At 67.7% G+C, this 23,171-nt stretch carries 30 protein-coding genes and 1 pseudogene; 12 read left to right on the forward strand and 19 right to left on the reverse strand.

All coding sequences use genetic code 11. The annotated features are described in order from the left end of the window. Nucleotides 1-694 (forward strand): NAD(P)H-binding protein (locus tag FAF44_RS33355; protein WP_237107310.1); only part of this gene is annotated, 694 nt, incomplete at its 5' end. Nucleotides 695-799: 105 nt separating this feature from the next. On the opposite strand, the gene FAF44_RS33360 is transcribed toward FAF44_RS33355, so the two are convergent. Then, nucleotides 800-1,564 carry a methyltransferase domain-containing protein gene (locus tag FAF44_RS33360; RefSeq protein ID WP_237107311.1) on the reverse strand — a complete coding sequence of 255 codons (765 nt, stop codon included), beginning with the start codon at nt 1,562-1,564 and terminating at the stop codon, nt 800-802. 613 nt (nt 1,565-2,177) lie between these two features. Here FAF44_RS33360 and FAF44_RS33365 point away from each other — a divergent pair. Further along, nucleotides 2,178-2,600, forward strand: coding sequence for a hypothetical protein (locus tag FAF44_RS33365; protein ID WP_237107312.1), 423 nt, complete (start codon nt 2,178-2,180; stop codon nt 2,598-2,600). A gap of 230 nt (nt 2,601-2,830) precedes the next feature. Here the strand turns inward: FAF44_RS33365 and FAF44_RS33370 are convergent, their stop codons facing one another. Genes FAF44_RS33370 through FAF44_RS33390 form a run of 5 tightly spaced genes read right to left on the reverse strand, consistent with a single transcriptional unit; the run spans nt 2,831 to nt 5,215 of the window. Continuing rightward, nucleotides 2,831-3,154, reverse strand: a complete 324-nt coding sequence (locus FAF44_RS33370) for an ATP-binding protein (RefSeq protein WP_237107313.1) — start codon at nt 3,152-3,154, stop codon at nt 2,831-2,833. Nucleotides 3,155-3,159: 5 nt separating this feature from the next. Continuing rightward, nucleotides 3,160-3,423 (reverse strand): hypothetical protein, encoded by a 264-nt coding sequence (locus FAF44_RS33375; protein WP_237107314.1) that lies wholly within the window; start codon nt 3,421-3,423, stop codon nt 3,160-3,162. Beyond that, nucleotides 3,420-4,076 (reverse strand): hypothetical protein, encoded by a 657-nt coding sequence (locus tag FAF44_RS33380; protein ID WP_237107315.1) that lies wholly within the window; start codon nt 4,074-4,076, stop codon nt 3,420-3,422. The genes FAF44_RS33375 and FAF44_RS33380 overlap by 4 nt, the downstream gene beginning before the upstream one ends. Nucleotides 4,077-4,106: 30 nt before the next feature. Then, on the reverse strand, nt 4,107-4,739 hold the full coding sequence (locus tag FAF44_RS33385) for an NAD(P)-dependent oxidoreductase (RefSeq protein WP_237107316.1): 633 nt from the start codon (nt 4,737-4,739) through the stop codon (nt 4,107-4,109). Continuing rightward, a complete protein-coding gene (locus tag FAF44_RS33390) occupies nt 4,736-5,215 on the reverse strand; it encodes a DUF6640 family protein (protein ID WP_237107317.1) in 480 nt (159 codons plus the stop codon). Before FAF44_RS33390 ends, FAF44_RS33385 begins: the two co-directional genes overlap by 4 nt. A gap of 87 nt (nt 5,216-5,302) precedes the next feature. Here FAF44_RS33390 and FAF44_RS33395 point away from each other — a divergent pair, with 87 nt between their 5' ends. Beyond that, nucleotides 5,303-5,941 (forward strand): TetR/AcrR family transcriptional regulator, encoded by a 639-nt coding sequence (locus tag FAF44_RS33395; protein ID WP_237107318.1) that lies wholly within the window; start codon nt 5,303-5,305, stop codon nt 5,939-5,941. A gap of 74 nt (nt 5,942-6,015) precedes the next feature. Here the strand turns inward: FAF44_RS33395 and FAF44_RS33400 are convergent, their stop codons facing one another. The 10 genes from FAF44_RS33400 to FAF44_RS33440 all read right to left on the reverse strand — a co-directional run bounded on the left by FAF44_RS33400 (nt 6,016) and on the right by FAF44_RS33440 (nt 13,724). Then, nucleotides 6,016-6,180: a hypothetical protein gene (locus FAF44_RS33400; protein ID WP_237107319.1), complete on the reverse strand. Its 165-nt coding sequence runs from the start codon at nt 6,178-6,180 to the stop codon at nt 6,016-6,018. Nucleotides 6,181-6,246: 66 nt separating this feature from the next. Beyond that, a complete protein-coding gene (locus FAF44_RS33405) occupies nt 6,247-6,504 on the reverse strand; it encodes a hypothetical protein (RefSeq protein WP_237107320.1) in 258 nt (85 codons plus the stop codon). Nucleotides 6,505-6,752: 248 nt separating this feature from the next. Next, on the reverse strand, nt 6,753-7,526 hold the full coding sequence (locus tag FAF44_RS33410; RefSeq protein ID WP_237107321.1) for a hypothetical protein: 774 nt from the start codon (nt 7,524-7,526) through the stop codon (nt 6,753-6,755). A 28-nt stretch (nt 7,527-7,554) separates the two neighbouring features. After that, complete coding sequence (locus tag FAF44_RS33415; RefSeq protein ID WP_237107322.1) at nt 7,555-7,920, reverse strand: hypothetical protein; 366 nt, start codon at nt 7,918-7,920, stop codon at nt 7,555-7,557. 563 nt (nt 7,921-8,483) lie between these two features. Continuing rightward, a complete protein-coding gene (locus FAF44_RS55135) occupies nt 8,484-8,609 on the reverse strand; it encodes a hypothetical protein (protein WP_272895366.1) in 126 nt (41 codons plus the stop codon). Nucleotides 8,610-8,661: 52 nt separating this feature from the next. Further along, nucleotides 8,662-9,852 carry a hypothetical protein gene (locus FAF44_RS33420; protein ID WP_237107323.1) on the reverse strand — a complete coding sequence of 397 codons (1,191 nt, stop codon included), beginning with the start codon at nt 9,850-9,852 and terminating at the stop codon, nt 8,662-8,664. After that, nucleotides 9,849-10,376, reverse strand: coding sequence for a SigE family RNA polymerase sigma factor (locus FAF44_RS33425; RefSeq protein ID WP_237107324.1), 528 nt, complete (start codon nt 10,374-10,376; stop codon nt 9,849-9,851). The genes FAF44_RS33420 and FAF44_RS33425 overlap by 4 nt, the downstream gene beginning before the upstream one ends. A 601-nt stretch (nt 10,377-10,977) precedes the next feature. Further along, on the reverse strand, nt 10,978-11,952 hold the full coding sequence (locus FAF44_RS33430; RefSeq protein ID WP_237107325.1) for an alpha/beta hydrolase: 975 nt from the start codon (nt 11,950-11,952) through the stop codon (nt 10,978-10,980). Between the two features lie 9 nt (nt 11,953-11,961). Further along, entirely contained in the window at nt 11,962-12,483 is a 522-nt protein-coding gene (locus tag FAF44_RS33435; RefSeq protein ID WP_237107326.1) for a DinB family protein, read from the reverse strand. 86 nt (nt 12,484-12,569) lie between these two features. Continuing rightward, nucleotides 12,570-13,724: a DUF5937 family protein gene (locus tag FAF44_RS33440; protein WP_237107327.1), complete on the reverse strand. Its 1,155-nt coding sequence runs from the start codon at nt 13,722-13,724 to the stop codon at nt 12,570-12,572. Between FAF44_RS33440 and FAF44_RS33445 the strand changes: the two genes are divergently transcribed. From FAF44_RS33445 to FAF44_RS33470, 7 genes and pseudogenes are all read left to right on the forward strand, one after another. Further along, entirely contained in the window at nt 13,724-13,999 is a 276-nt protein-coding gene (locus FAF44_RS33445) for an AbrB/MazE/SpoVT family DNA-binding domain-containing protein (RefSeq protein WP_237107328.1), read from the forward strand. The two genes, FAF44_RS33440 and FAF44_RS33445, sit on opposite strands and share 1 nt — an antisense overlap. Before the next feature lie 92 nt (nt 14,000-14,091). After that, nucleotides 14,092-15,267 (forward strand): DUF418 domain-containing protein, encoded by a 1,176-nt coding sequence (locus tag FAF44_RS33450; RefSeq protein WP_368857780.1) that lies wholly within the window; start codon nt 14,092-14,094, stop codon nt 15,265-15,267. Nucleotides 15,268-15,654: 387 nt separating this feature from the next. Beyond that, a complete protein-coding gene (locus FAF44_RS33455; protein ID WP_237107330.1) occupies nt 15,655-16,524 on the forward strand; it encodes a nuclear transport factor 2 family protein in 870 nt (289 codons plus the stop codon). 99 nt (nt 16,525-16,623) lie between these two features. Beyond that, a pseudogene (locus FAF44_RS55140) lies at nt 16,624-16,920 on the forward strand (sulfotransferase); the annotation flags it as partial. Between the two features lie 10 nt (nt 16,921-16,930). Next, nucleotides 16,931-17,188, forward strand: a complete 258-nt coding sequence (locus FAF44_RS55145) for a hypothetical protein (RefSeq protein ID WP_308193428.1) — start codon at nt 16,931-16,933, stop codon at nt 17,186-17,188. Between the two features lie 7 nt (nt 17,189-17,195). After that, the gene (locus tag FAF44_RS33465; protein WP_237107350.1) at nt 17,196-18,173 is read left to right on the forward strand and encodes an aldo/keto reductase; all 978 of its coding nucleotides are present in this window, start codon (nt 17,196-17,198) and stop codon (nt 18,171-18,173) included. Nucleotides 18,174-18,600: 427 nt separating this feature from the next. Continuing rightward, nucleotides 18,601-19,415, forward strand: a protein-coding gene (locus FAF44_RS33470) for an IS5 family transposase (protein ID WP_237107351.1) whose coding sequence is annotated in 2 segments (ribosomal slippage) — nt 18,601-18,867 and nt 18,870-19,415 — 813 coding nt in all. Because the reading frame shifts where the segments join, the coding sequence is not laid out codon by codon here. A gap of 15 nt (nt 19,416-19,430) precedes the next feature. On the opposite strand, the gene FAF44_RS33475 is transcribed toward FAF44_RS33470, so the two are convergent. Beyond that, nucleotides 19,431-20,174 (reverse strand): ABC transporter permease, encoded by a 744-nt coding sequence (locus FAF44_RS33475; RefSeq protein ID WP_237107331.1) that lies wholly within the window; start codon nt 20,172-20,174, stop codon nt 19,431-19,433. Next, nucleotides 20,171-20,875 (reverse strand): ATP-binding cassette domain-containing protein, encoded by a 705-nt coding sequence (locus tag FAF44_RS33480; protein ID WP_308193427.1) that lies wholly within the window; start codon nt 20,873-20,875, stop codon nt 20,171-20,173. Before FAF44_RS33480 ends, FAF44_RS33475 begins: the two co-directional genes overlap by 4 nt. An 88-nt stretch (nt 20,876-20,963) precedes the next feature. On the opposite strand from FAF44_RS33480, the gene FAF44_RS33485 reads away from it, so the two are divergent. Both FAF44_RS33485 and FAF44_RS33490 read left to right on the forward strand, forming a co-directional pair. Beyond that, complete coding sequence (locus FAF44_RS33485) at nt 20,964-22,067, forward strand: sensor histidine kinase (protein WP_237107332.1); 1,104 nt, start codon at nt 20,964-20,966, stop codon at nt 22,065-22,067. After that, on the forward strand, nt 22,064-22,687 hold the full coding sequence (locus FAF44_RS33490; protein ID WP_237107333.1) for a response regulator transcription factor: 624 nt from the start codon (nt 22,064-22,066) through the stop codon (nt 22,685-22,687). Before FAF44_RS33485 ends, FAF44_RS33490 begins: the two co-directional genes overlap by 4 nt. Here the strand turns inward: FAF44_RS33490 and FAF44_RS33495 are convergent. Beyond that, nucleotides 22,684-22,965: a hypothetical protein gene (locus FAF44_RS33495; RefSeq protein WP_237107334.1), complete on the reverse strand. Its 282-nt coding sequence runs from the start codon at nt 22,963-22,965 to the stop codon at nt 22,684-22,686. The genes FAF44_RS33490 and FAF44_RS33495 overlap by 4 nt on opposite strands. Between the last annotated feature and the right edge of the window lie 206 nt (nt 22,966-23,171).

Here is a 23,171-nt window from a genome sequence, read left to right on the forward strand (position 1 = left end):
GGCCGTGTTCGTCCACCCGCGCGCCATGGGGCAGAACCCCGACCCGAGCCTCGTCCGTCAGTCCACCGGCGAACTGCTCCGCCTCGCCCGGGACGCCGGCGTGTCCAAGGCGGTGGTGATGTCGGCCCTGAACGTCGATCACCCGCTCGACCAGCAGCCCTCCCGGTTGCGCGGGGAATACAACAAGGAGGTGGAAGCCGCGACCGAGGAGTCCGGCCTGCCGTGGACGGCGATCCGGCCCGGCTGGTTCGCCACCAACGCGATCTCCTCCTGGGGCACGCAGATCCGCCACGGCGACGTGGTGCGCAGCGCCTACGGCGACACCGCGTGGGCCCCCCTGCACGAACGCGACATCGCCGCCGTGGCGGCGCACGCCCTGCTCCATGACGACCTGATCGGCCACAAACCCGTCCTCACCGGACCCGAGATCATGACCCAGGGCCAGATGATCGACGCCATCGGCAAAGCCATCGGCCGGCCGCTGCGCTTCGAAGAGGTCCCCCACGAAGCCGCCCGCGAGGCCATGGCCAGAGGAGGGCTCCCGGTACCCCTCATCGACGCCTTCCTCACCATGCAGGCCGCCTCCTACCTCCAGGCGGGACTGATCTCCGACGCAACCGAGAACATCCTCGGCCGCCCCGGACTCACCTTCGCGCAGTGGGCCACCGAACAGGCCGCCGCCTTCGCCACCTGACCTGCCGCGCCATGACAGCCACCGGCTCCCGGCATGTCGATCGAACGGCCGGCCGGGAGCCGGCGACCCGGCCCGACCCGACCACGGCGCCTTGCTCCCCGGTGTTCAGTGTTTGCGTGCCGTGACCATCGCGAAGGACAGGAACTCGCCCTGGTCGGCCTCCAGCATCTCGACGACCTGCCGGTTGACGTTGTCTTGGCCGGGAGAGCGCTCCAGACAGGCACGGGCCCACAGCAGCCAATCGTGCCAGCCGCGCTCCTGCAACCGCGCCGAGGTCACGGTGACGAGCTCGGTGACCTCCCACTGGAAGCGCCACCACTCGGGAGTGTGCCAGGCGATGGCCTCCCAGCCCACGACCGCCTTGATGTGCGGTGGGATGGCTCCGAGCGCCCGGATCTCCCGCGTCATGCCGGGTGTGGCGACGCCGAGCTGTCCGCCGGGCCTGAGGAAACGGACAAGGTAGGCGAGGTAGCCGTCGGCGGTGCCGAAGTACTCATAGGAGTCGATGCTGACGATCGCGTCGAATGACCCCGGCTCGAACGGCAACGCGTGCGCCTCGGCGTTGACCGCCTCGACCAGGTCGGCCACCCCCGCCTCGGAGAAGACCTCCGCCGCCGCCCGCGCGTCCACCCACAGATCGGCCGCCACCACCTCCACCTTGAACTCCCTGGCGAGGAACACCGAGGTCGCGCCACGCCCGGAGCCCAGGTCGAGCACCCTCATGCCCGGCCGCAGCTCCAGATCGCGCGCCAGGTCCTCCAGCAGCCACAGCGGGTTCGGCCCCATGTCGAGGTCCAGCAGCCAGCCGGGGTCGTAGCGGGAGGAACGGGGATATTCGGCCGGACGGACGAGATCATCGGCAGCGCTCACAGTGCGGCATCCCACCACGCCGCTCCCCGCACCGGCAAGCCTATTTCCGGCGACTCCTGGAGGATGTCGAGGGCCTGGCGTCGTGCGGTAGCCGGCCGGTTCCAGCCACGGCTGGTGACTGGCACGGCGAGACGGAGGTGACGCTCGTCCAGCCCCTGACGAAGTCCTCAGAGCCAGGCGTGGTGCCGACGCCGGGCGACCAGACGTACGTCATCGACGTCGGCACCGGGCAGGTCACGGAGCTGAAAAGCTCCACGTACCGAGGCTGGGCCGGAGACATCTCCCCACCAGGCTTTTGAGCCGGCGCCAGTGAAGACGGCCGCACGCTGGCATGACCTCGCGGCGACCTCTCGAACGAGCCCATTCACTTCCATGATGCGGTGCGGTCCACAGGCGTGCCCATGAGGGACAACTCCGCCTGCGCCCTGACCGGATGTCACACTCCGGCGACCGAAGCACTCATAGAAAGGTCCAACGAGGCCGAGTCCCGAAGTGAACCTCGAGGAGAATCTCATGATCGCACTTGCAGTACCCGGCGCCGGGCCGCCCTGTGAGCCACGAAGTGCTTCGCATCCAACCGTTCCACCATGGCATGGCAATCGAAAGGATATTCGTGCGCACCTATAAGCTGGCGACTTCCCTGGTCGGCACGGTCGTGGCCGCCGCCACGTTGGTGACGGGGGCCACCCCGGCCAGCGCGACCGGCCCCTGCGGCAGCAGCTACAACCGGGTCGGTGTCTACAACATCGGCGTCGACAAGTACGGGTACCGCACGGGCGTCCTGGAGGTGTACTACAGCTCCAGCACCGGCAAGAACTGCGCCCTCACCTACGGCGACGGGCCCTACGCCAACACCACGAGCTGGAAGGGCGTCATCATCTCAAGAGCCGATGGCAGCGGAAGAGACAGCGACGCCGGCGAATACCAGTACTACGCCGGCCCGGTGTACGTCTCGGCGCCTGGCCAGTGCATCGACGTAGAGGGAGTCTCACCGGCATGGACGGTCACCACGCTGAACGACGTGCACTGCGGCTGATCCTCTTCTGAACAGGCCGGACGCCCCCGATAGGACGCGCCAGGCGCCACGACAGAAGCGTAACGTGACGAAGGTCGCCGTGCACATCCACGCCGTACACCGAACATGAAAGAACGCCCGTCGTGCTGGGCCGCGACGGGCCTCGTCCAGAAGTTGGGGTCTACCGGACCACTTGTCGGCAGTGCAGTCGGTCAGGCAGACCGACTGCACTGCCTCGTCGGGTCGGTGTCTCACCGATCGTGGATACCTGTCGGCGTACGGGATCTTGCGAGTCCGGTGGTTGGGTCGTTGTCGGGGTGCATGGTAGGTCGTTGACGCATCCGGTATGACTCGCCTTCGACGATGAGGACGTGCGCGACCGAGACCAGCCGATCGACGGCGGACTGGGCGAGCAGCGGGTCGGCCATCATGGCCAGCCAGTGGCCGGGCGCGCGGTTGGAGGTCACGACGGTGGCGGCCTCGCGGTGGCGTTCCACGATGAGCTCGTAGAAGTCGGCCGTTTCGATCTGGTCCAGGCCCTTGAGGGCGAAGTCGTCGATGATGAGCAGCTGCACGTGGGTCAGGCGGCGCATCTCGGTCTCGATGCTGTTGCCGGCAGGTTGGCGGCGCGGGCGCGTAGCGCGGCCGAGCCGGTCTCCCGGCGCGTGACCTCATCGGCCAGCACCAGTTCCAGGAAGTCGGCGTGGGCCCGGTGCTGCTGCTTGGCCAGGGCGAGGCGTTCGGGCAGGGTGTCGAGCATCTTGCCGAGTTTGAGCGCCCGCAGGGTGGCCTTGAGGTCGCCGCTGATCGGATCACGGACACGGCTGCCCGTCGTGCCGGTCATGAGGATCGCTCCGGTACGTCGCTGGAGCCCAGGAGCGTCAGGCGAGCGCGGTGGACTGGGTTGAACTCGGCGGGGTCGCGGGTAAAGCGACCCGCTCCGGCCGCTGCCGGGCGTGGCGGCGGGATCGGGACGTGCTCGGTGCCTGCCGCGAGCATCGCTGAGATCTTCGACACCGACAGCACGTCCCGCTCCAATGCCTTGCCGCAGGCCGCCTCGACCGGTCCGGCGCCGTAGCGGCGTACCAAGCCGAGCAGCCGGTAGACCTGCCGCATCCAGGTCTTAGGCAGGCTGTCGTCGAAGTGCCGCTCGGCATAGATCCCGATGTTGGGGCCCGCCCGACGGGCGGCGCGGACCAGCGCGTCGATGTCACGCATCGCATAAGCGGCCCGCTGATTGGGCAGGTTGGCCCGGTCGGTGCTGCGCCCACCGGCGCTCTGCCGCGGGTGCGTCTTGACCAACCGACCGCCGTCGAACAGCGCGCCGTCGGCGCGGGCCAGCAGGTGCCGGCCGATGTATTCACCGGGCACCGAGTCCAACGCCTTGCCGATCTCGACGTGGAAGCGCCGCGCGACCAGATCACCACCCGTGAGCATTCCGACTTCGTGCACCTGCGTCTGCGTGCCGAGGTCGTCGGCCGGCTCGTCCGCGGCCACGCCACCGTCTGAGCGCCTCGCAGAACCGGGTCAGCGGCGGGAGATTTCGATCCAGGCCCGCCAGGTCGCCCGGTCGTCGAGATGGTGAAGCAGGTAGTGGGCGAGGTCGGCGCGCGGCAGTGACCGGGTGCGTGGCAGGTGCTCGTTGACGGTCGTCAGGTATCGCCCGGTGAAGGGCGCGTCGGTGAGCCTCGGTGGCCGGACGACGGTCCAGTCGAGGTCGCTGGCCGTGATGATGCGCTCCATCTCGGCCATGTCGGCGTACATGTGCCGGTACAGCGGGCGGATCACCCGGCCGATCAGCAGGCGCTGACCCAGCGGCGCGGCGGGCGACAGGTCGAGGCTGGCGGACGTCACGCAGGCCAGCCGGCGCACCTCGCAGTCCTGCATGGCCGCGACGATGGCGGCCATGCCCTGCGAGTAGACGGTCGTGGGACGCCGGTGCGCGCTGCCCAGGCACGACAGCACGGCGTCGTGCCCCGCCAGGGCCTGCCGCCACTCGCCGGGTTCCAGCACGTCACCGCGCAGGGCCGTCAGGTGGGGATGGCCGGACAGGGATCGCGGCGTGCGGGCGACGGCGGTGACCCGGTGACCCGCCTCGAGGGCCTGGGCGAGCAGGTGAGCGCCGGTGCCGCCGCTCGCGCCGAAGACGAACAGCCTCACGCGTCGGCCCGCCGCCGCCGGGCCGAGGCGAGGAAGGCCGCCACGGCGAGGATCGCGAGGGTGAGCACGGCCATGAACAACTGGCCGTGCAGGCCGAGGACGAACTGCGTCTCGTTCGCGAACTCGGGGTCGTAGCTGGCGGTGCCGGGGAACAGCAGCGCCGGGAACATGCTCGCCCACGGCACGGCGAGCACGCCCGCCGCCCACAGCAGGCGCGAGTGCGCGTCACCGCGGCGGACGGCCAGCAGGGCCAGCGCGAGCAGGCCGAGCGCCAGGGACGTGACGATGTACTGCGCGTCGTGGAACTTGGCGTGGGGGGACCAGGCCGGGTTGAACAAGTGCTCGTGGGCCGTGTCGGGCACGATCACGTCGAACACGAGGGCTCCCAGGGCGGTCTCGACGGCCATCAGAGCGACGAGAACCCTGGACAGGGTCCAGTGCCGGTTCATGCACACCTCCAGAATAGCTGTAGTCACTACATAACTATAGTAACTACAGAGATAACTTCAACCCAGAGATGGACGGACGCCAAATGTGTAGCCGCCGACCCCTACGCTTGGCCCATGAGCGAGACGACGACCCGGCGCGACCGCAAGAAGCAGCAGACCCGGCAGGCCGTCGGCGCGGCGGCGATGCGGCTCTTCCTCGACCGCGGCTTCGACTCGGTCACGATCGCCGACGTCGCCCGCGAGGCCGACGTGGCCGTCCAGACGGTCTTCAACCACTTCCCGTCGAAGGAGCACCTCTTCTTCCAGGAACGCGACAGCTACGTCTCGTCGCCGAGCACAGCCATCAGGGAAAGTGGCGCGGACGAACCGATCGCGCGGGCCCTGGCCCGCGGCTACCTGCGACTGCTCGGCGACTACCACGTCGCCGGCCTGCTCGTGCACAGCGTCGACTACCAGCGGACCCTGGACGCCAGCCCTGCGCTGCGCACCAGAGAACTGGAACTGCGCCAGGAACGCGAGGACCTGCTCGCCGCCACCCTGGCCGAGACCGCACCACCACTGGGCGAAGGGCTTCGGCCACGGCTCATGGCGGCCTTCGCCTCAGCCGTCGATCGGGTGCTGGACGCCGAGCTCAGACGCCGGCTGCTCGCCGGCGAGCCGGCCGGGCAGGTCCAGGACTCGGTGCGGCCGATGGTCGCCGAGTTGTTCGACGCCGCCGAGAACGCCTGCCGCGACGTGCGCGAGAGGATGTGAAAGGCCGTTTTGCAGGCCCGTGATGAGCGGGTACCGCCTGGCCGGACGGCGGGCGGCACCCGTAAGGAACGCCTTTAGACCGGGGTGTGCATGTGCCGGGTCAGGGCGTGCTCCACCAAGGTGATGAGGGTGGCTACGGCCTTGCCGCGGACGCGGGCGGACTCGTGGCCTTCCAGGGTGCAGTCGCGGATGTACTCGCGTTCCATCCCCGACAGCGCGGCCAGCACGGTGAACACCACGCCCGAGGGTTCGTGGGAGCCCCAACAGCTCGCCGGTGAGGAACTCCAACTTGATGCCGACCGCCTTCAGTTGCTCGGCCAGGGCGGCCATGTCCAGGCCGCAGCCGAGCCGTTTGTGCTCGTGCACCACGAGTGTGACCGCGCCGTGCCCGCCGCGCGCAGTTCCCGGGCCAGGTTGACGGCCTGTAGCTGGTCCGACGTCCCGACGGGCTCCAGCGCCCGCCGCACGGCGGAGTCCGAGGGTGGGGTGCCGAAGAGCTGCTCCTGGTGGGCGAGCACCACGTCTCGATCCCAGGCCGGCGAGCGGCCCAGCCGGGCGAACACCGCGCCCAGCGCTCCGGTTAACCCCGTCTGATCAGCGCATTTGCCCACTCGGACAGACAAGCGGCGGTCCCATGCCGTAGCGTTCACCCGAAAGGTGTATCCGTTCTCTGCGATTTCGTGATCTAGGCAATCCGATCATCGCAAGTCGGCTGAATTGCCGAGGTTGATGTCTCATCCGGTTAGCTTCCGGGGTCGCTCCAGTTGTGGGCCGTGGCAGCCGAGGGGCCGGAGGCTGATGTAGGGCCGCATCAAATTTGGCAAGCCGTGAGCATCAGCGGGGTCCTGACTCCATACCGACAGCTCGCCTCGGCGAGAAAAGCGGCCGACCATCCCAGAGCATCCAACGACCACTCGGCGAGGGTGCCGTGAAATGTTGCCCTGTGGTGAGCGGACCCGAGCCGCCGCTCCGCGATGACGGCGGGTTTCAGAACCATATCGTCGTCGTCGGTCAAGGAGAACGAGTCACACGAGAAGACGTCCTGTTTGAATCCCTGCATCCACTGGAGCATCTCAGGCGCAGCCGAGTGGACGGATGAATCCTGTCCGCTCTCCAGCCTAACCCGCACTCGTGTTCTCGAGCGCGGGTCGCAGTCGGCGAACCAGCCGTTGTCCTGGAGCAATGTTGCCAGTCCACGCGCGGGCGACGACGCGCGTGCTGACGCGTCGAGGCTCTGCACAGGCAGAAGGACCTGAACTGCCCGCAGACGTAGAGCTCCGATACGCGCCACGACGTCGCCCGCACATGAGAGGAATGCCTGTACCGGCAACGGTCGGTCGGCGGGGACCGGTTCGGTCAACGACACCTGAAACCAGGAAACGCCTGAGTTCTGCCCAGCGTCGTTCATGCCCCAGACTCCGCCGGACGCGTTCTCCTCGGTTTCCGTGAGCCATCGCATCGCAGATGACCGAGCGACGAACAGGCTGTACGCGTCCGAGGAAGCGACGAAAGGATCTCGCCACGGATGCAACGCCAGCTCGCCGTGCAGAGCTGCGAGCATGGTGCTGACGGGCCTGATACTCAAGTCGCCATCCTTGTATTGCCGCCTGTAGCTAATTCCGCCTGCAGTAAATGTTCTGAGCCGACGTGGTGAGCTTGTCCGAGTCGTCGGGCTGGCCGACCAGATCCACGTCGATAACGCTACGCCACCCTGTCAGCTTGGAGCTGTCGCAGGCTGCTCGCCCGGTCGCACGGTTGACCGAGCCTCCGCCGGACCGCACCGTCTTCTCGCCCGGCGTGCCACGATTTCTCCAGGTGCCGTCACTGAAATACTCCTGCAGTTGCACCGTAACGACCGCCTTCGTGGCGCTGCAATCGATGTTTACCCACCAGCCGTGTCCGGATGCTTCGAAGGCTGACCCGGATATGTGGAGGTTGTCGCCCTTGGTTTTGAAGTAGCACAGTGCTGCAGCTGCCACGGTATCGGGTGAGGAACCCGTGTTGTCCCGACTTACCTTGTCGTCTGCAGGAGTCGGGGCAGGGGCTGGAGCGGGCTCCACTGGAGCTGCGATCGCCGAAGTCTGTAACGTGCCGAATAGCATCGCACTCACGATGCCAGCTGTTATGGAGATCCTGCGAAGGGAGTGACGCATGACCGCACCTTCCGGGTCAAGTTGAGTAGAGCCAGGGACTACTTTGCACCTGCGCAGCGCCGACCTCAGGTAGCGCACTGTCGCATTGGTGACATCCCTGAGAGCGCCGTAGCGGTCCGGGGTGTGACGTCATGTCAGAGAATGTGATCCACGTCTCTATCTGGGGCTGCAGCTTCTTGAAATTAAACGGCGCCCGCCTCATGTGATCACAATGTTCATGTCGCCCATAATTTGAGTGACGGGCGCGGGTCGTCGCGAAGAGCGGAAGAACGCCCTTGCCGTCATAAAGGAGGAGATGGCTCGCCTTGTGAGAGTACGTTCCGCGAGCTAATGTCCCTTTAATCGTTGGGATTGGGATAGGTCGGCTGGCCGGGAACTCGCCGTTCGGGCTATGGGCGCGGTTGGGTGAACAATCCCGGCTCGGTCTCGGCGAGGGTGCCGTGGCCGGCCAGGCGTTCGAGCTTGGCGCGGATGTTCTGGATGGCGTTCTGTGTCAGCGGCAGGTCCATGGCCATGGCCAGATCGCGGGCGCGCAGGGAGTCGGCGACCTCGCCGAGGTCAGGGATATCAAGGGTTGCCGGGGAAGCCTGGGAGGACGAGGTTGAGGGAGTCCTGCGCGGTGAAGGTGGTGAGCTTCCTGGCTCTGCCGGTTTCGACGTTCACCGCGTAGGCCGTGAAGGGAACGTCCGGCGGGTCGAGGCTGGACGCCGGTGTGTTGTCTCTGTCACGGCAGACGAAGGGCTTGGCGAGCGCCATGATCTCGTGTGGGCCGGTCCAACCGCGTAGAAGGACGACATTGGCCGTCATGGACAGGTCCCGCACGGGGACCCTGCGGAGCACCTTGCCGGCTTTCCGGTCCAGGTGCATGAGGTCGGCGCCCATTCTCATGCATCCGGCGCTGCCCACTTTCACGAACTCCAGCGCAACGATGCTGTGCCCGTCGGGCCCGAGCGCGCCGACCGTGGTGTTGCCGGCGACGTCGACGGTTGTCGTGTTGCCTGCCGGGGACGTCTGCCAGAGCCGGGTGATGGTCTGCAGACGGGTCTTGGGCGAGTATTCCGCCAGGGTGATCGTGTCGCCGTCCGGGGACAGGCCGATGGGGTTCCAGCCGTTCGGCAGTGGCCGGGATATGCGTTTGTGCAGGTCGAATAGCATGGCTGAATTTTTCAGCCTCGCCGCTGAGGTGAAGGCGAGGAAGCGGCCGTCATCCGACAGCAGGAGGTGCACGATTCTGCCGAGCCAGCCCATGGGCACCTTCGTCGGCGCCGTGAGCACCTTTCCGGAGGCGAGGTCGCGCACCGCGAAAGTGCCGGCCTTGGTGTCGTAGTACGCGATCTTGCGGCCGTCCCGGCTGATCGCCAGCGGGGACGGCCGGAGCCCCGGCGTGAAATCGGACAGGGCCTGCGCCACCCGGTACGTCGTGCCACTACGGGTGACCACCTGCCAGCCGTGCACGCATCCCGCCGATGCCTCGCCGTGTTCGGGCCGGCAGTACGTCATGAAGGCGTGGCTCAGCGGCTTTACCCCTCGCGCCGGCAGGTCGTTCACCGTCCTTGGCGCGATGGCCGGGCGCGGCTGTGCGGGCTGCAGTCGTGCAGCGGCCGTCACGCCGAGCGCGATGGCGATCACCGCGGCGGCCGCGGTGATCGAGGTCGTCCTGAGCCGCCGCCGCTTGCGGATCCCGATCGTCCGCTCGGTCAGGTCTACCGGGGGCGCGGTGTCGGCCACATCGTCCAGTACGTCACGCAGCCAGGTCATCGCCGTGCTCCCTCCAGATCTTCCATTTCGGCGAACTTCGGCGCCAGTTCCGGCGCGAGTACTCGTAAGCGGGCGAGCGCATGGTGGGCTTGGCTCTTGACCGTGCCGATCGAACAGTTCAGCAGCTTGGCGGTCTCGTGCTCGGTGAGGTCTTCGTAGTAACGCAGGACGATCACCGTGCGCTGCTTGGGCGGCAGTTGCGCGAGCGCTCGCAGCATCATGATCCGGATGATCGTGGGATCTTCGATGGAGTACCGCCGATCCGGCGGCTCGGCGCTCGGCAGCTCGGCCGCCTTGGTCCGCCGCCGGCGCCAGGAGATGTGCTGGTTGACCAGGGCCTTACGGGCGTACGCTTGCGGACTGGTGACGTCCACCAGCTTGGGCCAGCGGCTGAGTACCTTGAGCAGCACACTCTGCAGCAAGTCCTCGGCCAGGTGGGCGTCCCCCGTGAGCAGGTAGGCCGTCCGCATCAGCGACTGCTGATGGACGGCCATGAACTCGCGGAAGCTGTCATTGCGGTCCAATATGACTCCTCTCGCTCGTACCGACGCCAGTGGTCGGCGAATGGTTGGTTCAGTCCGGCCTGCCGAGACGTGTTCGGGTATTCGCCAGATGGGGCCACTGCCTCGTCGAGGCGAGTTGCTGCACCGCGCGCCGCCTCTGTGGCGTGATCGACTTCGGCGGTTTCGGGCCGTCCTTGAGACGGCTGACTGAAGTTGGCAAGATCCCGTCTGATCATCGAGATCGGGCGGGATCTTGTCGTTTCAGGGTCTCCCGAATCTGGTTCGTCCCGGTCTGGGGTCTGTCCGAGTCGGCGCAGTGAATGTCGGGTGCGATCACGCGGCCGTGTGAGCATGGCGAAGCCCGCGGCCGGGACGGTGCAGGACGTCGATGACCCGGGCCCTCGATGCCATGTCAGAGCACCTTTGCAGGCGGTAATCCAGGCAGAGCTGAGGTAGAGCAGATCGTGGCGGCACTTGTCGAGGTGACCGAGGCCGCCTTTGCGCAGGCTGATGCTCCGTCGGCGACAGATCCTCGGCAGTTCACTGCTCTCGCCGTCGGGGATGGATCAGCGCGGTCCATCCGGCGGACGTCCGATCGGCTTCGCCAGAGGATCGGACGTGATCAACGGGTCTGGTTGCCGAGGCCGGTGACGTCCGTCGGGAACACCCGCGTCAGTTCGGTTGCGATCAGGTCGATCGCGTGGCGTCCGGCGGACAGGACGCCGCAGAAGTTCAGGAACGCATGCATCGTCCCGGCGAACTCCACATGCCTCACCTCCACTCCTTCGGCGTCCAGCCGGGCGGCATAGCCACGCGCGTCATCGCGCAGCGGATCGCGGCCGGCTCCGATGACCAGAGCGGGCGGCAGCCCGGCCAGCGTTTCGGCGCGCAACGGCGCTGCGTATGGAGTCACCTGCTGCCCGGCCAGATACTGCCTCTCTGACCATCGGCCGGGTTTGATGCTCAGGAACACCCCGTCGAACTCGCGGAAGGACTCGGTGTCCTGGCCGAAGTCCAGTACCGGATAGCAGAGAATCTGACGCGACACGGCCGGTCCGGCGTGGTCGCGGGCCATCAGGCACGCGCCGGCGACCAGGGCGGCTCCCGCACTCTGCCCGCCGGCCGCGATCCGGCCGTCGCCGCCGATCAGCGAGCCGTGCTCGGCCAGCCAGCCGATGGCGTCGTAGGTGTCGAACAGTGCGGCCGGATGAGGATGCTCGGGCGCGAGCCGGTAGTCGAGGGAAACCACGGTTAGTTTCGCCAGGTTGGCCAGGCGGGAGCATACGTGGTCGAGGTCATCGGCGGATCCGCCGATGAAGCCGCCGCCGTGCAGCCACAGCAGAACCGGTCGCGGCCCCGCCATCGTCCGTTCCTGGTAGATGCGCGCCCGTACGGGGCCGCCTCGCGCGGGCAGGTAGAGGTCGGCGACACGGACCGATGGATCGAGCCGGCCGGACAGTGCGGGGTCCGGGGACCCTGCGCGGGCGGCGAGCAGGGTCCGGTAGTCGGAGAGCTCGGCCCGCTGACTCAGGCTCGCGAGCAATGCCGCGGTCTCCTCTGCGAATCCGGGTTCCTCCAGGAGTTGCGTTTGCACCATGACGGCTCCTTACCGGCTGCGGCCGGCAGACAAGGCGGACGGCACTTGGCGAAGGTGGAGCGCGGCATGCCAGTACGCTGGTTGCCCCGGCACCGTCCACACCCTCTGCGCCACCGCGCCGACCCCAGGTGAGCCCCAGGACTCCTCGCTCAACGTGCCGATGTCCCGCACGATCGCCTCGTGAACCGACTCGAAACGGTGCAGGAGAAGCGCGGCGGGAAGGTGCCGGCCCGCTTCCACGCCCCCAAGATTCAGAGCCTGTCCGATGGCAGGTTCCTCCCAGCGTGGATCGAGGCTCCAGTGCGTCCGGCCGGCGGAGGCTTCGGCCAGCACCGCCAAGTTGATCTCATCCCACATCAGGACATGAGCGATGAGGTCGTGCAAGGAGTGGCAGAAGTCGCCGAGCGGGCCCGAGTCCACGAGATAGTCGGCATCGAGTTGCGCCTGGGTCAGCCCGGTGACGTGGGCAAGAATGATGTCCCGATCGGCCCGCAGGCGGCTGATCGCCTCTTCCCGAGACAGGATTGTCACGGTGTCTCCCTCCACAGGTGGCTGGAGGGACTTCACCACCACAGCGGCCATCCGGCCATCGGACTGACGAATCCGGTCAATCGTGCTCAGCGCAGCAGGAGCGCCAGCACATCTTCGCCGACGGCTCCGACGACGCCGGTGTCGAGCCGGTATCGCATGAACCGGCCGTGGCGGGCCGCGGTGGCGAGTCCTGCGGCGGCCAAGGCGCGGAGATGCCGGTTCACCTGCGTTGGGTCCATGTTCCACAACATGGCGATCTCACCGGCCGTTCGAGGCTCGGTTGCGATCGCCCGAGCCACCTCCAGACGGCCCTGGTGCGCGAGGACCTCAAGCCGTCGCCGTACCAGGGCGGCGGAAGGAACGGGGGAACCGGTGTCGGCGGGATGGATGAGCAGGAGAGGCCGTCCGGGCACGTCGGCCACGTACAGGTGGGGCCGGATGAAGGTGCTGGCCGCTACAGTCAGCCCGCGCTGGGACACGTCATGACGGGTGGCCTGGACCTTCGCGATGCGCACGCTCACCCCGGACAGGGCCGGCTCCACCGAAGCGTCGAGCGAGGCGAGCGCGGACGCGGGACCTTGCAGGGACGCGGTGTCGGCGAAACGCCTCGCCCGCGCCGCCAGCGTCGGTTGGATCCGCGTCCATTCGGCCTCGAACCACTCGTGCCAGCTACGGCGCAGGAATGCGAGAAAGCCTTCGGTCGCTTCCTGTGGGCACGTGACGAGCGCTTCGACCCGGGCGGCAACCGCCGGCTCTCGTGAGCGTGACCAGCGGAGCGCGACCCGTATGTCACCTGAAGGGGCGATGGGGCGCAGCAACCGGCCGGCCAGGTCGTCGGGACGCATGGCGCGCAACTGGTCGAGCCGGTCGTCGAAGCCGTCCGCCGGTGGCGTGGGCGTGACGAACGGCGTCGCCCTGATCGCCTGGGCCGTCCACCACCACGATCGCGTCCACTCTGCCAGGAGTGGGCTCATCGTGGTGCGGATCTTCGCCGCCCATTCCTCCAGACCGTGATGGCCGGGGTCGCGCAGGACGTGCAGGGCCGAGCCGAACTCGGTCATCGCCGACACGGCAGTCAGCAGGGATCCGGACTGCATGCACCGGTCGAGCCCGGTGATCGCTGTGGACATGGCACCGATCCCATCATCCACAGACTGGCCGAGACGACCCGATCTGTGGGTATGAAATACATGATAAGTTGTGTATTGCTGACATATCATGCGATATTGAAGGAAGATCAATGGCCACTGATGACGGTGCGATCTCCTATGGCCCTGGAGGCCGCGGCTTCTACGGCGCGGTGACGGTGAGCGAGCGCGGGCAGATCGTGATCCCGGCTCAGGCGCGCCGCGATCTGGGGATCGAGCCCGGTGACAAGCTCCTCGTGCTCGCCGCCCCTGGGCAAGGGCTCGCGCTCATGTCGATCGAGCATCTGCTCGGAAGCTTGAAAGACTCCTCGGCGCTCCTCGAGCAGATCCAAAGGCACATTCTGGGAGGTGCCGAACCGGAGGGATGACACGCCAATTCGTCCGGCCTGGTAAGACCTTCGCTGCCCAGCACGGCGCCATGGTGCCGTACCGGCATGGAGAAGTCGTTGAGGAGATCCTTGTGAGGACGTCCCCCTTGAGAATTGCTGCACCACCCCGCACCACAGCACGAGCGCTGGCGCCGGATCTCGCCCGAGGCGCCATGCTCCTGGCCATCGCCATGGCACACGCGCCGCTGTTCGTGGAGAACGCCGACCACGGTTCCGCCGTGGCGAACGACGTCGCGGGCTTCTTCCACCTGCTGGCCGTCCACAACCACGCCCGGCCGATGTTCGCCTTCCTGTTCGGCTACGCGATGGTGCAACTGCTGGCGGCGCAGGCACGACGCGGCCAGGAATGGGTAGCGATCCGCAAGTTACAACGCCGCAGGGGATGGTGGCTGGTCACCATCGGGTTCGTCCACGTGGCGGCGCTGGTCCCGATCGACATTCTCGCGGTGTACGGCCTGGCCGCCGTTCTGCTCGCCGGCCTGCTGAAAGCGAAAGACTCGACGCTCCTGTGGGCGGCGGGCATCATGTTCATACCGGCCACCCTCACGGCTGGTTCTGGCATGTGGCTCGCCATGTCGCAAGGTGTGTCCACGTACAGCCAGAGCAGTATCGCCGCCGATGGAGCGGGCATCGCGGAAGCGCTCATCACTCGGCTCCAGGGCTGGCCCTACGTCCTGGTCATCGGCGTGGTCTCAGTCGTTCCCGGCGTGCTCTTGGGCATGTGGGCAGCGCGGCGGCGCGTCCTGGACGAACCCGCACGTAACCGCTCCCTCCTGACCCGTACCGCGGTGATCACCACGGCCCTGTCCGTCGTGGGAGCCTTCCCCGCCGGTCTCATCCAGGTCGGCGCGTGGGCCCAGCCGCCGGCCGCGGCGACGTGGGTCGCGGCACTCGCACAGCCGCTCACCGGATACCTCGGCGGGATCGGCATGGCCGCGATCATCGGATTGATCGCCATCGCGGCCGACCGGCGGCGCAACCGGCTCACCACAGCCGTCGAGGCGCTGGGCCAGCGCTCGATGAGCCTGTACCTCTTCCAGTCCGTCGCGTTCCTCGCGGTCTTCCACCCGTATGGGCTGGGACTCCAGGATGATCTCGGGCTGGTCGGCGCCATGGGCGTCGCCACGGCGACCTGGCTGATCTCACTGCTCCTCGCCGACGTCATGCGACGCACCGGCCACCGTGGCCCCGCGGAGATCCTGCTGCGCCGCCTGACCTACCGCCAGACGGCGCATCCGTCGGCCTGACCCAGGAAACGGCCCGGACGGCTCGGGTCACCGCCTGGACAAGGCTCTGGTATTGAGCACGAAAGCGGAGATCAAGCCGTCAAGCTGGACGTTCTCGCTCATGATGGACGCTTGCCCCTTGCCGTCCGTCGTCATCCGGACGGTGTCAGTCTCGGCTGTCACCAGGGGAGTAGACGCCCCGGAGACTACGTCCCACGGCGTAACAGGCAGGAAGGCCTGTGTCCTGGTTTCGATGGAACGAGCCGCAGCCATGGCTGTCGCGCACCGGCGGACACCACCTGCGCCCCGACGCAAATCCGGTGGCTCATCCAACCTTCTCTCGCGGCGAGGTCACATTTCCCAGTCCAGAGGGCTCTTGGAGGTGTATCCGTCGCGAGAAGGAGCTTTATGATGCGTGAACCGCCTGCGGCCGATGGCACCGAGGCGTTCGCCGATCACCGCGAGTTGTTGTTCTCGATCGTCTACAACATGCTCGGCACGGTCGGCGGCACCGAGGAAGTGCTGCATGAGACATGGCTGGCGTGGTCGGAGCGGGACGCGAACATGATCGCTGACCCGCGTGGCCACCTGCTGTGGATCGCGGTCACTCAGGCCCACGCACACCAGATCTCGCTACGACGGCGTACGGAGGCCAACCTCGCGCCCGGCGCGTGCAGGGATCCGGAAGCTGACATGCTGGACCTGCTGACACCACTGCAGCGGGCGGTATTCGTTCTGCACCAGAGCTTCGACTTTCAGGACACCGAGATCGCCGCCGTACTCGACTGCGGTCCGCTCGTCGTCCGGCAGATCATTGGCCAGATTCTTGAGCAGGTCCGGGAGCGGTGTCCGCCGGGTGAGGCCATTCGGCACACGCCTCAGGAAGTGGCTGGGCGATTCGCCGAGGCAGTAGTCCGCGGTGATCGAGCCGTGTTGATGGAGATGCTCGCGCCCGACGCCACCCTGTGGTGCGGTGCCGAAGAGCCGGCCGTGGCCGAGCCGCATACCGTTCACGGCCGTCGCCGGATCGCCGCGATGTTTGCGGCCTCCGCCGGCGTCGATGTGGGGGTGAACGTCCGATTCCACCAGGTCATCGGCGATCCCACCGTAGTGCTCTTCTCTCCAGGCGCGCCGTTCATGGTGATGGTGCTTGACCTCGACGGCGAGGGCACGCAGGTGTGTGGCATTCACATGGTCCGCAACTCCGACAAGATCGCCTCCGCTGTCGATCGTGACCCGCTTCGACCCTCGTCTTTCCCCACTGAAGATCCAACCTGACCTTTCGAGCAGGAGCAACGACATGATGAAAGTGATCGGAGCCGGCTTCCCCCGCTCCTCCACCCAGGGGCTGGCCGGCCGGCCAGCCCCTGGCGCGAGCAGGCCGAGGCATTCCCCGAGGCGAAGGTCATTCTGACCGTCCGTGACTCCCGCTGCCGGTACGCCAGCATGCATAGGCTCATCAACGAAGGCCCGGCCCGCGAGCTCCCGCAGCAGCTCTCCCCGAAGACCGCCGCCTTCTTCGGAGCCCCGGCCAGGTACGGACGGGTGATGAACTACATCGTCCGATCCACTCTCGGCGCAGAGTGGGACTTCCGCGACGGCATGCCGGACGAGACGGTCACGGTCGACGCCTTCCACCGGCATACGGAGGCGTCAGAAAGGCATCCGGGCTGAGCGGTTGCTGGTGTTCGAGGTCAGCCAGGTCGAAGAGCTGTTCTGCCGCTTCCTGGGGATCGAGGTCCCCGATGAGCCGTCCTTGCATCTCAACGAGGCAGGAGCGATGCGGCAGGTGCTGGAAGAGCTGATCACCGCGGGAGAGTCGCCCGCGGTGTTCCGCTCCAGCGACCCCGCCGGCCCGGCTGTCCACGACCGAATGCAGCGCGGCCTCGTCGGCGGCGTCGCCGGCCCCGATGCGTCGTCACCATCCCATTCCTTCCCATGAGGTGATCATGAAGCACACCACTCTGCGTGACCTGGACGTCTCCCGCATCGGTCTGGGTGCGATGGGCATGTCCTTCGGTTACACCGGCGCCGGCAGCGACGACGCCGAGTCCATCCGTACCATCCACCGCGCGCTGGACCTGGGCGCCACCTTCCTCGACACCGCTGAGGTCTACGGCCCGTACGTGAACGAGGAATTGCTCGCCCGCGCGTTGAAGGGCCGCCGCGACCGGGTCGTCGTGGCGACCAAATTCGGCATGATCTCGCACACTGGGCGTGGCCCCGGCGACCTCGACAGCAGTCCGGCGAGCATCCGCGCCGCCGTCGAGGGCTCGCTCAGGCGCCTGGATGTCGACGTCATCGACCTGTACTACCAGCACCGCGTCGACCCGGACACTTCGATTGAGGACACTGTCGGTGCCCTGGCCGAGTTGGTCGAGGAGGGTAAGATCCGCCACATCGGCCTGTCCGAGGCGGGGCCGGAGACGATCCGCCGTGCCCACGCCGTGCACCCGGTCACCGCCGTGCAGTCGGAGTTCTCGCTGTGGACCCGGGACGTGGAGCAGCGGGTGCTGCCGGTACTGCGCGAACTGGGCATCGGTTTCGTGCCGTACTCGCCGCTCGGGCACGGTTTCCTGACCGGCGCGGTCGGTTCACCTGAGGAGTTCGACCACACCGACTGGCGCAGGACCTGCCCGCGCTTCGTGGGGGAGAACTTCCGGCGCAACCTGGCCCTCGCCGACGAGGTGCGGGCCATCGCCTTCGAGGCGGGCGTCACTCCGGCGCAGGTCGCCCTGGCCTGGCTGCTGGCCAAGGGTGAGCACATCGCTCCGATTCCTGGTACCAAGCGAGTCTCGCGAGTGGAGGAGAACATCGCCGCCGATGGCATCGAACTGACTGCCGGCCAGCTCGCCAAGCTCGACGCTCTGCCTCCGGCCGCAGGCGCAAGCCACAACGAGGACCAGATGCGAGTGATCCAACGCTGACGACGGCGCGCTGTCTCACCGGCCATAGATCGGGACTCTGGATGGATGGGACAACGCCGGCGGTGTTTCGCGCCCTCGAGCATCCAGAACCGTAGTGGTCATGGCCAGCGTCGGCCACACGCAGCGCGCCAGCCGAACGCCTGCCTGATCGCGGTGCCGTCGGGCAGGCCCGGGATGCATGCGGGCTTCCGGCGGCCAGCACGTTGTATGCCGGAGACTCCCGTCCGCGCTGTGAAGCATTGCTGTTGTCTGAGGCACGAGAAGAGTCGTGCCCACCGTCGTCTCCCTGCCGATCGGCAAGACGCTCGTCGTCCGAGCCGACTCGGTACTGTTTCTTGGATCTACTGACTAATCGTGTCTGAGTCGTCACGATTAGCCTATGGGTCGAGGTGACTTAACCAATGCGGAGTAGGAGCGGCTCGAGTCGCTGCTGCCGGAAGGCGGCCGGCAGGGCGGGCGGTGGAACGACCACCGACAGACGATCAACGGCGTGTTGTACCGGGCTCGCACCGGGTTGCCCTGGCGTGACCTGCCCGAACGGTTCGGCCCCTGGATCACCGTCTACAAACGGCACCGACGCTGGTCGGCCGATGGCACCTGGCAGCGATTGCTGACCGCGATCCAGACCGAGCAGGACGCCGAGGGCGAGGTGGACTGGGACATCTCCGTAGACTCCACCACCGTGCGGGCGCATCACAGGGGCGATCCGGTGCTGGCCGCGCTGGCCGCCCGGCTGGCGGAGGTGGTCAGACTGGGGAATGCCTAGGCCGTTCCCGCGGCGGGTTCACCACCAAGATCCACCTCTCGGCGGACGGCCGCTGCCGGGCGCTGTCGCTGGTCCTGACACCGGGCCAGTACGGCGACAGCCCGCAGTTCCAGCGGGTACTGCGGGCCGTCCGGGTCCCCCGGCCAGGGCCGGGACGCCCGCGCACGCGACCCGACAGCGTGGCCGCGGACAAGGCGTACTCCTCCCGCGCCAACCGCGACCACCTGCGCCGCCGCAAGATCCGCCACACCATCCCCGAACCACGTGACCAGCGTGCCAACCGCAGCCGGCGCGGCTCGGCCGGGGGACGGCCCACCGGCTTCGACGCCGAACGCTACAAGGCACGCAACGTCGTCGAACGGGCCATCAACCGGCTGAAGAACTTCCGGGCCGTGGCCACGCGATATGACAAGCGCGCCTATATCTTCCTCGGCACCGTCACCCTGGCCGCCCTGGTCATCTGGCTCCGAACCTGATCTAAGAAACAGTCCTTAGGTCACCCGCTTGTTGGCAAGGACCGCGATCAGCAGCGGCGCAACGGCCCAGGTGCCCAGGACGGCGAAGGCGGCCGCGTCCGGCATGGTGTCCGGCACCTGCTCGATGAGCTGGAGCGCCGGATAACCCGGCAGGATGCGGTTGACCACCTCGCCACCTGGCAACATCCGCCCGACGAAGGGAACCAACACCAGCAGCACCACGAGCATGGAGATGGCCACGACTCCGTTGCGGAAGATCGCGCCGAATGCCAGCCCGAGCAGTGTGGTCATCACGATCATGAGCGTTCCGCCGCCAACCACCGTCCAGGCAGCGGCGGGTAGCGGCGTGGGGTCGAACCCTGAGGCCACCGCTTGCCCGTACAGGTATCCGGGGATCGCGATGAGCAGTGAGACGGCGATGGCGATCCCACCCAGCACGGACGCCTTGGCGAGCAGCACCCGTGTGCGCGACGGCGTGGCGACGAAGGTCGTGTGGATCATGCCGGAGGTGTACTCGCTGCTGATGGTCAGGGTGCCGAGCATGCCGAGCGGTAATTGAGCCAGCACGACTCCGACATAGACGGCCACGATGATCCCCATCGAGGCATGCTCGCCCGTCTGGCCCAGGTCCCAACGCGAGATCACGGTGGACGCGCCGAGAGCAGTGAGCGCGAGCGCTGTCAGCACGCCAGCCCCCAGGGCCCACCAGGTCGAACGCAAGGTGCGTAATTTGATCCACTCGGCGGCGACGGCGTTCACGACGCGCTCCCCTCGATGACCTTCATGAACGTGTCCTCCAGCGACATCCCGGGCCGTACGAACTGCGTGATCTCCGTGTCGGCCAGCAGCCGGCCTTGCCCGATGACGATCAGGTGATCGGCGGTGACCGCCATCTCGTGCATGAGATGGCTGGAGACCAGCACGGTCCGCCCTTCGGCTGCCAGCGACTTCAGCAGCCCGCGCATCCACCGGATGCCTTCGGGGTCGAGCCCGTTGAGCGGCTCGTCGAGCAGCAGTATCTCGGGATCGCCGAGCAGGGCGGCGGCCAGTCCCAGCCGCTGCTTCATGCCGAGGGAGAAGCCGCCCACCCGCTTGCGCCCCGCCTTGTTGAGCCCGACCAGCTCCAGCAGCCAGCCGATACGCGTCTGTGAGATCCCGTTGGCTCGGGCCAGCCACTGTAAGTGCTGCTCGGCACGACGTCCGCCCTGCACGGCGCTCGCGTCGAGCAACGCGCCGACCTGGGTGAGGGGCTTGTCCAAGGTCCGGTACGGCACGCCGTTCACGGTGGCCCGTCCGGAGGTTGGCCGGTCGAGCCCGAGGATGATCCGCATGGTCGTGGTCTTGCCCGCACCGTTCGGCCCGAGAAATCCAGTGATCTTGCCAGGAGCAACGGTGAAGGACAGATCGTCGATAGCGACGCTCCGCCTGAAGCGTCTGGTCAGGCCGATAACTTCGATCATGTTGATTAGAATTCGCCTCAATGCCCGGTCCGCGCATCGGTCCTGAGACCGATACGCGCGGCCGAACCCGGTGGCTAGGGTCGAGGATGTGCGTGATCAGCCTCGGCTTCCCCTGCTGAGCCGGCTACCGGGCTGGGCCTGGGTGTCCCTCGACACCGTGGTGGCCCTGCTGCTGGCCGCCGGCTTCCTCGGGCTCATCCATACGCGTAACCCCGCGCCGCCCGGCGTGCTCGACTTCACGGTGGCCCTGGCCGCCAGCCTGCCGCTGGCGGTCCGGCGCCTGTGGCCGCGGGCGGTGTTCGTGGTCGTGCTGATCGGCGGGCTGGGGATGCGGGAGTTCCTCATCCCGCAGGCGGACCCGTTCGGCCTGCCGCTCGTGCTCTACACGCTGGCCACCCGGAGCAAGGCGGTGCCCGCGCTGGTCGCGGCGGTGGCGGTCACCCTGCAGGGCGTGGTGGAGTTCCCGCTGCGGGGCCAGTTCCTCGACCAGCTCGGGCTGGTGCCGGCGATCGTGTTGGCGGCCTGGACCACCGGCACCGCCGTACGGCAGCGCAGGCTCTACACCGAGCAACTGGCCGCGCAGGCCGAGGAGCGGGCCCGCGCCGAGGCGGCGAAGGAACGGCTGCGCATCGCCCGCGAACTGCACGACGTCATCGGCCACAGCCTCAGCACGATCGCCGTGCAGGCCGGCATCGAACGGCACGTCGGCGACGCCGCGCAGATGCGCCGCACGCTGGGTTCGATCGAAGAGACCAGCAGGTCGGCACTGCGCGAGACCAGGCGCCTGCTCGGCGTGCTGCGCGAGGACGGCCCGGCGGACCTGGCCCCCGCTCCGGGGTTCGACGACCTCGACGATCTGCTGGCCGGCACCAGGGCGGCGGGCCTGGAGGTGGAGTTACGGCTCGACGGCGAGGTCCGGGGGGAGATGGAGCTCACGGTCTACCGGATCGTCCAGGAAGCGCTGACCAACGTGCTCAGGCACGCCGGGGCCGAGCGGGCCACGGTGCTGATCGAACGGCAGGAAGAGAGGCTGGTCGTGGAGATCACCGACGACGGCGCGAACGCGCGGGAGCGGCCCTACGGCCACGGGCTGAACGGGCTGCGCGAGCGCGTGCGCGTCTTCGGCGGCGAGTTCGAGGCGGGCGTCCGCCCGGTGCGCGGGTTCCGGGTGAGGGCGAGGTTGCCGCTGTGATCAAGGTGCTGGTGGCCGACGACCAGCCGCTCATCAGGGAGAGCTTCCGCCGGCTGATCGACAGCGTGCCGGGGTTCCAGGTGTCCGGCGAGGCCGCGACGGGCGCGCAGGCGGTGGCCGTCGCCGCGGGCGAACCGCCCGACCTGGTGCTGATGGACGTGCGGATGCCCGAGATGGACGGCATCGAGGCCACCCGACGCATCTGCGCCGGGCATCCGCAGGCCCGCGTGCTCATCGTGACCACCTTCGACCTGGACGAGTACGTCTACGGAGCGCTCCAGGCCGGCGCCGCGGGCTTCCTGCTCAAGGACACCCCGCCGGCCGAGCTGATCAGGAGCGTTCGCGCCGTCGCGGCCGGCGACTCCCTGCTCGGGCCCAGCGCCACACGGCGGCTGATCGAGCGTTACGTGAACCCACCGGCCCGTCGCCTGGACATCACCGAACGCGAGCGGGAGGTGCTGGTCCTGGTGGCCCGCGGCCTGGCCAACGCGGAGATCGCGCGGACCCTGTACGTCTCGCTGAGCACGGTCAAGACACACGTCAGCAGCCTGCTGCTGAAACTCGGCGCCCGTACCAGGGTCCATCTGGTCATCGCCGCCTACGAGGCGAATCTCGTCTAGAAATGACCCTGTGCGTGACAGGACCTCTGGCCTGCGATAAGTCGCGGGTCCAGCGCCCGAGACTCATTCCAGAGTCCGCAACCGGGTACGCTGAGGACGTTCGTCAGGCTCACGGCCGGATCCTGTTCGTCGTCGCGCACCAGGCGACCGTGCAAGGACATCGTGCCGTAGATCTGCTCCACCACCCACCGCTTGGGCAGGGGCACGAACCCGGCCCCGGCGGGGTTGCGCTCAAGAGTCCGCACGTCGATGCCGCGGGTGGCGCCGTAGGCGACCACGACCACCAGGCGCGGGCGGCTGTCCTACCCGCGGGCCGAGTACCTGTTCAATACTGCTCGGCCAAGCAGGACCCGCACCGGCAGGGGTGGACGCTGCACCGGCTCCACCATGCGGCACCACAATATCTGGCCCAAGTCGGCCGGACCGCGTCTGAACTGCATGCCAAGAGCCTCCACCAGCATCTGGCCAGCCTCGGCCGTATCGC

Origin of the sequence: Nonomuraea sp. MG754425, assembly GCF_021699195.1 — a bacterium.
Classification (GTDB): Bacteria; Actinomycetota; Actinomycetes; order Streptosporangiales; family Streptosporangiaceae; genus Nonomuraea.